Genomic DNA, 13153 nt, shown 5'->3' with positions numbered 1-13153 from the left:
GCGCGCCGGCCGGCACCATGATTCGCCTCAGGCGATGGTGAGACTCCACTTCTGCCAGTTCGCCAGGGAAGTGCGCTCGTAGGTCGTGATGTCGTTGGAGCTTCCGCGCGGCGTGAGGTAAGTACCGCCGGCGACGTTGCGCACCCGGAACGTGCCGATCAGGTCCGGCTCGACCCGCCACTGCTGCGCCGGGTCGGCCGAAGCGCAGGCCGTCACCAGATCGACGCGGGGCAGTCCGAACGTCCCGGTGCGCAGGCAGGTGCCGGAGGCGAGGTTGCGCAGCTGGACCACGCCCCCGCCGAGCTCGACCCGCTGGAATTTCTGGTCCACCGCGCCGGCGCAGTCGGCCAGCCGCACGGCGGTGCCGGTGGCCACGGCGCACTTGCGCTCCGAAACGCTTTTGAGCTGGACAACCTTGCCGCTCGTGTCCGCCGGCGGCGCCGGCGCGGTCCCGGTGACCGTGAACTGCCACCGCTGGTAGTCACTGCCGCTGGGGTTCTGCAGGATCACGCCGAAGTCGTCGTAGAGGTAGCTGTCGGCCACTTGGCCCGTGCCGGCGTTCTTCAGCTGGTCACCGGCGAGCACCCAGTACTGCTGCACGTCCTCGTCGTCGCATTCGAAGCGGGCGAGGTTGTTCATTCCCTTGACACAGCCCCGATCGCCGAGGTTGCGAAGGATCACCTTGTCGCCGTCCACGGGGATCCGCTCCCACTGCTGGGTTTTCGCGCCGGTGCAGTCCTCCAGCGTGACCCAGGCGTTGGTGGGCGCCCCGACGGAGAGGCATTTGCCCAGGACGACATTCTTGATTTCGAGCGTCTGATTGGTTTCCGCCAGCGCGGGAGCGGTGACTCCCAGACCCATGGCGATTGTGGCCGCGATGACGGCGAAAATGCGCGATCTCGATTTCACCCGGCGGACGATACCGATCCCGGCAAGCGGAGGGATACCGAATTAACCGGTCACCGGAACCGGAATGGACGACACGCCGGAAACCGTTCGGCTTCCGGCGTGTCGTTCGGGAAGGTGGTCAGGCGTCCATGGCGTCGGCCAGGGATTTCGGGCGCATGTCCGTCCAGTTCGCTTCCACGTGGTCCAGGCACTCCTGACGGGACGACGGGCCGAAGGCGACCGTCCAGCCGGCCGGGACGTCCGCGAACTCCGGCCACAGGCTGTGCTGGTTCTCGGCGTTCACCAGGACCAGGTACGTCGCCGACGGGTCTTCGAACGGGTTGGTCATCGCGGGCCTCCTCAGGCGGTGATGTCCGTGCGGGCACCCTTCACCAGCGCGGTCAGCTGCTGGATGACCGGCGTGGCGAGCAGGTGGTTGAAGCGCGGCTCGGCCGACCAGTCGCCGAGCTGGTTCGCCTTGACCGCGGGCAGCTGGTTCCAGGTCGGGAACTGCGTCATCTGGGCCCGCGGCAGCGCGTACGAGCGCGAGTCGGTCAGGATCAGGTCGGCCGGGTACTTGCCCGCCTGCTCCCACGACAGCTGCTCCCAGTAGTCCTCGCTGCCGCCGCCGGAGACGATGTCCAGGCCGAGCTCGCGGTAGTACGCGAGGTCGGCGAAGAAGTCCGGCTTCGCGATGTAGAGGCCGTCCTTGTCGCCGTAGAGCACCAGAACCTTGAGGCCGGCCTTTTCCTTGGCCGCCGCGCGCAGGTCCTCGGACGCCTTGTCGAAGTCCTCCTTGGCCTTCATCATGGTCTCCGAGTTCGCGTCGCCGCCCAGCGCGACCGCCAGCTGCGAGTAGCGCTCGATCACCTTGGGCAGCGTGACCTTGTACTCCGAGAGCGCGACGATCGGCGCGACCTGCTGCACCTTGGGGCCGAGGTCGTCGGTGAGCACCCACATGTCCGTCGGCTTGGTGCCGGTCAGGCCGGTGACGACCAGGTCCGGCTTCAGCGCGGCGAACTTCTCCATGCTGAAGTCGTCCCAGGCGTTGCCGATCGAGGTGACGGCGTTGAGGTCGATGTTGCCGGCCTGGATCTCCTTGCCGCCGTCGGCCTTCTTCTGCGGGCCGAATACGCCGACCGGGCGGACGCCGTAGTCCCAGAGCGCGGCGGCCGAGCTGGCGTAGGCCACCACCCGCGCCGGACGCTGGTCGCGCGCGGCCTTCTGGCCGCGGTCGTCGGTGAACTCCCACGGGCCGGAGGCGCCGGCCGCCTGCTTGTCGTCGCCGCTGCCGCACGCGGTGAGGGCCGCGGCAGCCGCGAGGCCGCCCGCGCCGATCAGGAAACCACGCCGGCTGAGCCCGGTAGCTGGGAACAAGGACATGAGCACCTCTCGCAGACCAGTAACTTAGGCATACCTTATTTAGGTAAGCCTCGCAAAAGCAACTGTGTCAGCGCCCACGGCCCGAAAGCTGCGCCTCCGCTCCCGGCACCGGCTCGGCCGGGTCGTGCCCGAAGTGGACCTGCCGGTTGTCCGCGTCGACGTGCACCACCCGCGGCCGGTGCACGGCCCGCTCGGCCTCCTCCACCTGCGCGTAGGTGATGATGATGACGAGGTCGCCGGGGTGCACGAGGTGCGCCGCGGCGCCGTTGACGCCGATCACGCCGGACCCGGGCTCGCCGGTGATGGCGTAGGTCTCCAGCCGGGCGCCGTTGGTGATGTCGACGACCTGGACCTTCTCCCCTTCGACGATGTCCGCGGCGGCCATCAGGTCCGCGTCGATGGTCAGCGAGCCGACGTAGTGCAGGTCGGCCTGGGTGACGGTGGCGCGGTGGATCTTGGCGTTCATCAGGGTGCGGTGCACGTCTACTCCGTGTCTGGGGTCAACAGCGCGGCGAGGCCCGCCGCGGTGGGGGTGCGGAAGAACTCGGCGATCGGCAGTTCGGCCCCGAGCCGCTCGGTGATCCGGTTGCGCAGGACCACCAGCAGCATCGAATGGCCGCCGAGGGTGAACAGGTCGTCGTCCGCGCCGACGGCGGCGACGTCCAGGACCTCCGCGAAGATCTCGCAGAGCGCCTTCTCCGTGGCCGTTCCGGGGGCCCGGCCGCGGGTTCCGAACTCGGGCACCGGCAACGCCGCCCGATCCAGCTTCCCGTTGGGGGTCACGGGGAACGCGGCGAGGGGGACGATCGCCGCGGGCACCATGTACTCGGGCAGCGTGCGGGCGAGGAACTCCCGCAGCCGCCGCGGATCCGCGGTCTCCGGGGTCGTGTAGGCGATCAGCCGTTCGTCGCGGACGACGACCAGCGCCTGCGAGACGTCCTCGTGCCGGGTCAGGGCCGTCTCGATCTCGCCGGGCTCGATCCGGAAGCCGCGGAGCTTGACCTGGTCGTCGGTGCGGCCGAGGTACTCCAGCTGCCCGTCCGGCCGCCAGCGCACCAGGTCGCCGGTGCGGTACATCCGCTCCCCCGGCTGGAACGGCGAGGCGACGAACCGTTCGGCGGTGAGCCCGGGACGCCCGTGGTAGCCGCGGGCCAGCCCGGCGCCGGCCAGGTACAGCTCGCCGGGCACCCCGGCGGGCACCGGCGCCAGACCGCCGTCGAGGACGTACGCGCGGGTGTTGTGCACCGGACGGCCGACCACCGGCCGGTCGGCGTCGCCGAAGCGGCCGACCAGCGCGTCCACCGTGGCTTCGGTGGGGCCGTAGAGGTTGTACGCCTCCGTGTCCGGCATCGACGACAGCGTCTCCCACAGCGTCTGCGACACGGCTTCCCCGCCGACGCCGACCACGCCGAGGGCGCACCGGCCGTCCGCGATCACCCCGGCCGCGGCCAGCTGCGCGAAGTGCGACGGCGTGAGCTCGAGGAAGTCGAGGCCGCGCTCGCGCACCACCGCCGCCAGCCGCGCAGGGTCGCGGCGGGTGTCGTCGTCGACGACGTGCACCTCGTGCCCGTCGAGCAGCCACAGCTGCGGCTGCCAGGAGGCGTCGAAGAAGAACGCCCACGCGTGCCCGACGCGCAGCCGCCGTCCGCCCGCCGCGGCGACGGCCGGGCGGTAGAGCGTCTCGCGGTGGCTGTGGAACAGGTTGACCAGCCCCGAATGCGGGATGACCACGCCCTTGGGCTTGCCCGTGGAGCCGGACGTGTAGAGCACGTACGCCGGGTTCGCGGGCGACGGCGGAGCAAGCGCGGCGTCACTGTCCACAATGTCCTCGACGAACAACGCACCGGGAACGGCCGAAGCCAGCGAACGGCTGGTCAGCACCAGCGCGGGACCGGCGTCGGCGAGGATCGCCGAGATCCGGTCGGCCGGCTGGTCCGGGTCCACCGGCAGGTAGGCCGCGCCCGTCTTGAACACGCCGAAGATCGCCTCGACCACCGCCGCCGACCGCGGCAGCACGAGCGCCACGACCTTCTCCGGCCCCGCCCCCTGCGACGCCAGCCACCGGGCGAGGCGATCGGTCCGCGCGGCGAACTCCGCGAACGTCACGCTCGAAGTCGCGTCGCTCAGCGCGGTCGCGTCCGGGGTCGCCGCCACCTGGGCGGCCAGCCGGTCGACGACCGTCGGCGCGGAGAGTGTCAGCGGCGCCCCGGTACCCCAGTCACGCAGGATGCGGTCCCGCTCCGGAGCGTCGAGGACGTCGAGGCGGCTCAGCGGCCGGTCCGGGTCGGCGACGACCGCCGCCATCACCCGCACCAGGCGCTCGGTGAGCGTCCGGGCGGTCGGCTCGTCGAAGAGGTCGAGGCTGTATTCGAGGTCGCCGTCGATGCCCTCGGGCGTCTCGACCAGGTCGAACGACAGGTCGAACTTCGCCTGCCGCAGCCCGGTGTCCCGGTAGGCCGCGTCCAGCCCGAGCAGCCGTTCCGGCTCCGCACCCGAGTGGTAGACCGCGAGCATGACCTGGAACAGCGGGTGCCGGGACAGCGACCGCGGCGGGTTGAGCAGCTCGACGAGGTGCTCGAACGGCAGGTCCTGGTGGGCGTACGCCGCCAGGTCGGCCTCGCGGACGCGGTCCAGCAGCTGCCGGAACGTCGGATCGCCGCCGGTGTCGGTCCGCAGGACAAGGGTGTTGACGAAGAAGCCGGCGAGGTCCTCCAGGGCGTGGTCGGAGCGGCCGGCCACCGGCGTCCCCAGCGGGATGTCGGTACCCGCGCCGAGCCGGGTCAGCAGCGCGGCCAGCACCGCCTGCAGGACCATGAACGTGCTCGTGTCGCTGCGGTGGGCCAGGTCCCGCAATCCCTTGTGGACGGACGCGGGCACGGTGAACGGCACGGCGGCGCCGCGGTTGGTCGACCGCGCCGGACGTGGCCGGTCGGCCGGGAGGGGCAGTTCGTCGGGGATCCCGGCCAGGGTGTCCCGCCAGAACGCGGCCTGCCGGCCGAGGAGGCTGTCCGGGTCGTCGGCGCGGCCGAACATCTCCCGCTGCCACAGCGTGTAGTCCGCGTATTGCACCGGCAACGGCGTCCACTGTGGACGCTCACCGCGGAGCCGGGCCGCGTAGGCGGTGTCGAGGTCCCGCTTCAGCGGCGGCAGCGACCAGCCGTCGCCCGCGATGTGGTGCACCAGCAGCACCAGCACGTGCCGCTCCGGTCCGGCCGAGACTAGCGTGGCCCGGATCGGGATCTCGGCGTCGAGGGTGAAGCGGTACGACGCCGCCGCGGCGACGCGCTCGTCGAGGCCGGCCGCCGTCTCGGTGACCAGCACCGGGACGGCCTCGCCGAGGACGACCTGCCGGGGCGTGCCCTGCTCTTCGACCAGGAGCGTCCGGAGGACCTCGTGACGCGCCACGACGTCACCCAACGCGGCCCGCAGCGCGTCGACGTCGACCGGGCCGGTCAGGTCCCACGCCCACGGGATGTTGTAGGTCGCGGACGGCCCGTCGAGGCGGTCGAGGAACCACAGCCGCTGCTGCGCGAACGACAGCGGCAGGACGTCCGGGCGCGCGGCCGGGACCAGCGCCGGGCGGCGGCCCCGCGCGGGGTCCAGGGCTTCGGCGAGCCGGGCCGGGGTCGGGGCGTCGAACACCGCCCGGATCGGCACTTCGACGCCGAGCAGCGCGCGGATCCGGCTGACCAGCCGGGTCGCCAGCAGCGAATGGCCGCCGAGGGTGAAGAACCCGTCGTCCGGGCCGACCGACGGCACGCCGAGGACATCGGCGAACAGTTCGCACAGCGCCTGTTCGGCCGGGGTCCGGGCGAGCCGTCCGGACGACCGGACCTCCGGGTCGGGCAGGGCGGCGCGGTCGAGCTTGCCGTTGGCGTTCACCGGCAGCTCGGGCAGGACGACGATCGCCGACGGCACCAGGTGCTCCGGCAGGCGCTCGGCGAGCAGCGCCCGCAGCGCGACCGGGTCACCCGAGGGCGAAACGTAGGCGATCAGCCGGTTCTCCCGGGCGATCACGGCGGCGCGCGCCACCGCGGCGCCGGTCGTCAGCACGGCCTCGACTTCGCCGGGTTCGACGCGGAAGCCGCGGATCTTGACCTGCTGGTCGGCGCGGCCGAGGAAGTCCAGGGCCCCGTCGGCGCGGCGGCGGACCAGGTCGCCGGTGCGGTACATCCGCTCCCCCGGTTCGAACGGCGAGGCGACGAACCGTTCGGCGGTGAGCGCGGGCCGGCCGAGGTAGCCCCGCGCGACACCGGCGCCGGCGAGGTACAGCTCGCCACGCACCCCCGGCGGCACCGGCCGCAACGCCGCGTCGAGGACGTACGCGCGGGTGTTCGCGACCGGCCGTCCGATGGCCACCGGGCCGCAGACCTGGGCCAGGCTGTCGCCGGCGACTTCCGAGCAGCCGTAGAGGTTGACCAGTTTCGCCGACGGCCACCGGGCGGCGACCTTCTCGGCCAGGGCGTCGGACAGCGGTTCGCCGCTGGTGATCCAGGTGGACACCGAGTCGAACGCGCCCGCCGGGGCGTCCTCGGCGAAGGTGTCGAGGAGGCTGGGGACGACGGTGAGCACCTGGGCGCCGGACTCGCGGACGAAGCCGGCCAGCGCCAGGGGGTCGGTGGCCGTGCTGTCGTCGGCGAGGACCACCGGATCACCGGCGACCAGGCCGCCGAGCAGCTCGGTGGAGCCGTCGATGAACGTCAGCGCGCTCTTGGCCACGCGCACGCCCCGGGCGATGTCCCGGCCCCAGTGCAGCCGGTTGGCCAGCGCCCGCTGGGTTCCGGCGACGGCCTTCGGACGTCCGGTGGAGCCGGAGGTGAAGATCACGTACGCCGGGTGGTCCGGGCTGATCGACGGCCAGGCCGCTTCCGGGCCGGTGTCGCCGGGCCGCACGAGCCGGTCGCCGAAGCCGTCTTCGGCGACGACCAGGTGCGGGGCCGCATCGGTGAGCATCAGCTCGATGCGCTCGGCCGGGTGGTTGAGGTCCAAGGGCAGGTAGGCGGCGCCGGTCTTGAGCACCGCCAGCAGCGCGACGACCAGGTCCACCGAGCGCGGCAGCGCGACCGCCACCACGCGTTCCGGCCGCGCGCCCCGCGCGAGCAGCGCCCGGGCGAGGGTCGTGGCCCGCGTGTCCAGCTCGGCGTAGCCGAGCCGCTCGGAACCGAACGTCAAGGCGAGGGCGTCCGGCGTCCGGGCGGCCTGGGCGGCGAACAGCTCGGCGGTCGTCTCCGCGGGCAGCGGGGTCGCCGGGTCGGCGGCGAGCTGCTCGTGTTCGGCGGCGGTGAGCAGGTCGACGGCGCCGATCCGGGTGTCCGGGTCGGCCACCACGGCCGCCAGGAGCGTCCGCAGCCGCTCCAGGAGCGCCTCGACGCTCGTGCGGTCGAAGACGTCGCTGTTGTACTCCGCCGTGCCGCGGATGCCGGCCTGGTGCCCGGGCCGCTCGCCGACGAAGAACGTCAGGTCGGCGCGCGCGGTCCCGGTGCGGACCGGCTCCTCCGCGACGGCCAGGCCCGGCAGCGCGAGGTCGGCGACGGCGTTGTTCTGCCAGGCCAGCATCGTCTGGAACAGCGGGTGGTAGGCGAGGGACCGGACCGGGTTCAGCGTCTCGACCAGCCGCTCGAACGGCACGTCCTGGTGGGCGTAGGCGTCGAGGCTGCGGTCCCGCACCCGGGCCACGAGCTCCCGGAACGACGGGTCACCACTCGTGTCCACGCGCAGGACCAGGGTGTTGACGAAGAAGCCGACGAGGTCGTCGAGGGCGGCGTCGGTGCGCCCGGCGATGGACGTGCCGAGCGGGATGTCGGTGCCCGCGCCGAGCCGGGTGAGCACCGCGGTGAGCCCGGCGTGCACGACCATGAACACGCTGGCCCCGCAGGCCCGGGCCAGCTCGACCAGTCCACTGTGGAGCCCGGCGTCCCAGCCGAAGGCGAACTGCTCGCCGCGGTAGGACGCCTCCGGCGGGTGCGGGCGGTCGGTGGGCAGCTCGATCCGTTCGGGCAGGCCGGCGAGGGCTTCGCGCCAGTAGGCCAGCTGCGGTTCGATCACCGGCTCGCCGAGGACGTCCCGCTGCCAGAGCGTGTAGTCCGCGTACTGCACCGGCAACGGCGTCCACTGTGGACGTCCGCCGGCGCACCGGGCGGTGTAGGCCGTCGCGAGGTCCCGCCACAGCGGCGCGGTCGACCAGCCGTCGGAGGCGATGTGGTGGAACACCAGCACCAGGACGTGCTCCCGGGCGCTCAGGCGCAGCAGCTGCGCCCGCAGCGGGAGCTCCGACTCCAGCTCGAACACCGTGCCCGCCGCTTCGGACACCGCGTCGGCGAGCGTGGCTTCGGTGACCGTGCGGACCGGCAGCGGGACCGTGACGTCGGCGAGGACGTGCTGCCGGGCTTCCCCGTCGATCTCCGGGAAGACCGTGCGCAGGGCTTCGTGGCGCTCGACGACGTCGGACAGCGCCGTGCGCAGCGCGTCGACGTCGAGGTCGCCGGTCAGCCGGACCGCCGTCGGCATGTTGTACGTCGCCGACGGGCCTTCCAGGCGGTGCAGGAACCACAGCCGCTGCTGGGCGAACGACAGCGGCAGCACGTCCGGCCGCGGGTCGGCGCGCACCAGGGCGGGCCGGGCTTGTCCGGCATCCGAGCCGGCCAGCACGGCAGCGAGCCCGGCGACCGTCGGTGTCTCGAACACCGACCGCACCTGCAGTTCGACGCCGAAGACCGCGCGCAGCCGGGCGACCAGGCGGGTCGCCATCAGCGAATGCCCGCCGAGGGCGAAGAAGTCGTCGTCGACGCCGATCGACGCCGTGTCGAGGACCTCGGCGAACAGCCCGCACACGACTTCTTCGACCGGTGTCCGCGGGGCCCGGCCGGTGGTGGCCGCCTGCTGGTCCGGGCTCGGCAGGGCGCGCCGGTCGAGTTTGCCGGAGGCCAGCAGCGGGAGCCGGTCGAGGAGCACGAACGCCGACGGCACCATGTACTGCGGCAGCCGGTCGCGGACGTGCGCACGCAGGGCCGTCACCAGCGCGTTCGTGTCCCGCTGCCCGGCCGGGTGGTTGCCCAGCGCTTCGAGGGGGACCCGGGTCGGCCGGCCGCGGTAGACCCGCTGCGGCGACCCGGTCGTGAACACGACCTCCAACGCGCCGTCGTCCGCGGTGAGGGTCGCGTACACGCGGTAACCGTGCCGCTCGCCGAGGTCGTGCAGCGTTTCGGGATCCACGCCATCTCGCTGCTCCAAAGAGGACAGTGCGGTCCCGGCGTCGCCCGCGGCCAGCGCGGCGACGGCGGCGAGTTCACCGGACAGCCGGGCGTTGGGCACGCCGGTCACGCGCAGCCGGGCCGGGCGGGCGGCCAAGGCCGGTTCCAGCGCGTCGAGTCCGACGACCAGCTCTTCGGGCGCGTCGGGTCGCGGAGCCTTCCGCAGGACGACGTCGTAGCGGTGGCGGGTCAGCTCGTTGTGGGCGTGGCCGCGCTTGACCCACAGGTCGACGTCGTCGAAGCCGTCGAGGTCCAGGGCCGTGAAGAAATCCGGGTCCAGGACCAGCTCGCCTTCGCGGGCGATCGCCTGGTCCACCGCGGCGACGTCGCGGCGGCCGTGGCGCAGCTCGGTCGCCGTCCGGAACGCCCGCAAGGACCGCAGGTTCCGGATGTCGCCGAGAAAGATGACCCCGCCCGGCCGGACGTGCGCCGCGGCCGTGCGGAGGACTTCGGCGAGGTAACCGACGCTGGGGAAGTACTGGGCGACCGAGTTGATGACCACCGTGTCGAACTCCGGCAGCTCACCGAGGTCGTGGGCGGGCCGCGCGGCCAGGTGGACCTTGCTCGCGAACGGCGTCGCCGCGAGTTCGCGCCGCAGGTTGGCGATGGCCTTCTCGGACAGGTCCACGCCCCAGTACTCCTCGGCGTCCGGCGCGATCCGGGACAGGATCAGGCCGCTGCCGACGCCGATCTCCAGCACCCGCTTCGGCCGCAGCGAGCGGATCCGGTCGATCGTCGCGGCGTGCCACTCGCGCATCTCGTCGAGGGGGATTTCGGAGCCGTCGTAGCTGGAGTTCCAGCCGGTGAAGTTCTCTTCGAGGCCCCCGGCCGCGGCTTCGGTGAAGACGTTCTCGTGCAGCTCGCGCCACTCGCCGACGTGGTCCCGTTCGGCGTCTTCGTCCCGCCCGGCCGAGGGCACGGCGTAGGCGATGAGCCGCCCGTCCTGGGCGACGACGACGGTCTGCCCGACGGCCGGGTGCTCGGCGAGCACGGACTCGATCTCGCCGAGTTCGATGCGGTAGCCGCGGATCTTGACCTGGTCGTCGGCCCGGCCGAGGAACACGAGACGCCCGTCCGGCAGCCATTTCACCAGGTCACCCGTCCGGTACAGCCGTCCGCCGGAACCGAAGGGGTCCGCGACGAACCGCTCCGAAGTCAGCCCCGGCCGCCCGAGGTATCCGCGCGCCAGGCCCGAGCCCGCGAGGTACAGCTCCCCCACCACGCCGGGCGGGACCGGTCGCAGCCCGGCGTCGAGCACGTACGCCCGGGTGCCGGGGTCGGGGATCCCGATCGGCACGACGGTCGCGTCCGCCAGCTCGGCCGGGTCGCTCTCGCCGAGGGTCGAGTTGGTGGTCGCCTCGGTCGGGCCGTAGGCGTTGAACATCCGGCGGCCCGGCGCCCAGCGGCGCACCAGCTCCGGCGACACGCGTTCGGTGCCGGCGAGCAGCACGCTGTCGCGCGGCAGGTCGAGGTCCGCCGGCATCGCGTCGAGCAGGGCGGGCGGCAGGATCATGAAGTCGACGCCGTGGGCGTGGGCGTATTCGGTGAGCGCCGGGCCCGCGACCCGCCGCTCGGCCGGGACGATCACCAGGCGGCCACCCGAGAGCAGGCCGAGGCACAGGTCCCAGAACGCGACGTCGAAACTCGGCGAGGCGAACTGCAGCACCCGGCTGTGCGGGCCGACGCCGAACCGCTCGACCTGGGTGGCGACCAGCTTCGCGACCCCCGAGTGCTGGAGGACGACGCCCTTGGGCCGCCCGGACGAGCCGGACGTGTAGATCACGTAGGCCGCGTTCTCCGGCGTGATCGTGACCTTCGGGTCCTCCGGGGACGTTCCGGCGAGCGCCGCGTCCTCGAGGAGGACCCGCGGCAGGGACGCGGGCAGCTTCGCTTCGACGTCCCGGGTCGTCACGACGCAGACCGGGCCCGCGTCCTCGACCATGCAGGCGATCCGGTCGCCCGGGTAGTCGACGTCGATCGGCAGGTAGGCGGCACCGGCCTTGAGCACCGCGAGCTCGGCGATGATCATCTCCGGCGACCGCGGTACGGCCAGCGCGACCACCCGCTCCGGCCCGGCGCCACGAGAAAGCAGCAGGTGCGCGAGCCGGTTGGCGCGGGCGTTCACCTCGGCGTAGGTGAGTTCGACGTCCTCGAACACGAGCGCCACCGCATCCGGGGCCTCGGCGACGCGGCGGGCGAACAGCCCGGGGAACGTCTCGGTGCCCGCCGGGTCGAGGGACCCGGCCCATTCGGTGAGCACCCGGTCCCGCTCGTCCCCGTCGAGGAGGTCCAGGGCGCCGACCGGGCGGTCGGGCTCGGCCACGGCCGCGCGCAGCAGCACTTCGAGGCGGCGCAGGATCCCGTCGGCGCTCGCGTGGTCGAAGACGTCGGCGTTGAACTCCAGGACGCCGGCGATCCCGGCGTCGCGTTCGGTCAGCGAGATCGACAGGTCGAACTTCGACGTCCCGGTGGTCACCGGGAGCTCCGAGACGGCGAGGCCGGGCAGGGTCACTTCGGCGCGGGCGTTGTTCTGCCCGGCGATCATCACCTGGAACAGCGGGTGGTAGGACAGCGACCGCGCCGGGTTGAGCACCTCGACCAGGCGCTCGAACGGCACGTCCTGGTGGGCGTAGGCGTCGAGGTTGCGCTCGCGGACGCGGGCGAGGAGCTCGCGGAACGTCGGCTCGCCGCCGGTGTCGACGCGCAGCACGAGGGTGTTGACGAAGAACCCGACGAGATCGTCGAGGGCCGGGTCGGTGCGGCCGGCGATGGGCGAGCCGATCGGCACGTCGGTCCCGGCGCCGAGCCGGGTGAGCAGGGCGGCGAGGGCCGCGTGCACGACCATGAACACGCTCGCGCCGCTCTCGCGGGCCAGGCCGGCCAGACCGGCGTGGAGGGCGGCGTCCCAGGTGAAGGTGTGCAGCTCGCCGCGGAAGGTCGCGGTCGCCGGGTGCGGCCGGTCCAGGGGCAGCTCGATCCGGTCCGGGAGGCCGGCCAAGGCGTCTCGCCAGTAGTCGAGCTGGGCGCTCAGCACGCTGTCCGGGTCGTCTTCGCGGCCGAGGAGATCCTGCTGCCACAGCGTGTAGTCCGCGTACTGCACCGGCAACGGCGTCCACTGTGGAGCGTCATCGGCCCGGCGGGCGGCGTAGGCCGTGGCGATGTCGCGCCACAGCGGGGCCATCGACCAGCCGTCGGAGGCGATGTGGTGGAACACCAGGGCGAAGACGTGCTCGCGGGCATGGATCCGTAGGAGCTCCGCGCGCATCGGCGCGTGCCGTTCCAGGTCGAACGAGCCGCGGACCAGGCCGGTCAGGGCCTCGCCGAGGCCGGTGACCTCGCGGACGGGCAGCTCGACGTCCCCGGCCGGGAGGATGTCCTGGTACGGGACGCCGTCGCGCTGCGGGAACCGGGTGCGCAGGGCCTCGTGGCGGGCGACCACGTCCGAGAGCGCCCGGCGCAGCGCGGCGACGTCGAGGTCGCCTTCCAGGCGCATGATCAGCGGGACGTTGTAGGTGGCCGACGGTCCTTCGAGGTGGTGCAGGAACCACAGCCGCTGCTGGGCGCCGGACAGCGGGACGAGGTCCGGCCGGCTCGCGCGCACCAGCGGCGGCCGCGCGGTTCCCTGGGCGGTG

At 72.9% G+C, this 13153-nt stretch carries 5 protein-coding genes; all 5 read right to left on the bottom strand.

The features are described from left to right. Positions 1-27 precede the first annotated feature (27 nt). Entirely contained in the window at positions 28-909 is an 882-nt protein-coding gene (locus tag ACWDN5_RS24365) for an RICIN domain-containing protein (RefSeq protein WP_449677884.1), read from the bottom strand. A gap of 118 nt (positions 910-1027) precedes the next feature. Next, the gene (locus tag ACWDN5_RS24360; protein ID WP_191306322.1) at positions 1028-1237 is read right to left on the bottom strand and encodes an MbtH family protein; all 210 of its coding nucleotides are present in this window, start codon (positions 1235-1237) and stop codon (positions 1028-1030) included. An 11-nt stretch (positions 1238-1248) separates the two neighbouring features. Beyond that, complete coding sequence (locus ACWDN5_RS24355) at positions 1249-2271, bottom strand: ABC transporter substrate-binding protein (protein WP_449677883.1); 1023 nt, start codon at positions 2269-2271, stop codon at positions 1249-1251. 67 nt (positions 2272-2338) lie between these two features. After that, positions 2339-2752: an aspartate 1-decarboxylase gene (gene panD, locus ACWDN5_RS24350; RefSeq protein WP_449677882.1), complete on the bottom strand. Its 414-nt coding sequence runs from the start codon at positions 2750-2752 to the stop codon at positions 2339-2341. 2 nt (positions 2753-2754) lie between these two features. Beyond that, positions 2755-13153 (bottom strand): amino acid adenylation domain-containing protein (locus ACWDN5_RS24345; protein WP_449677881.1); only part of this gene is annotated, 10399 nt, incomplete at its 5' end.

Source organism: Amycolatopsis sp. NPDC003731 (genome assembly GCF_053586895.1).
The sequence above is the reverse complement of the archived record's forward strand: the minus strand, read 5'-3'. Positions and strand labels throughout refer to the sequence as shown.

Coding starts and splice junctions, on each gene's coding strand:
- ACWDN5_RS24360 (WP_191306322.1), bottom strand. CDS start 1,237: ATGACCAACCCGTTCGAAGACCCGTCGGCGACGTACCTGGTCCTGGTG.
- ACWDN5_RS24355 (WP_449677883.1), bottom strand. CDS start 2,271: ATGTCCTTGTTCCCAGCTACCGGGCTCAGCCGGCGTGGTTTCCTGATC.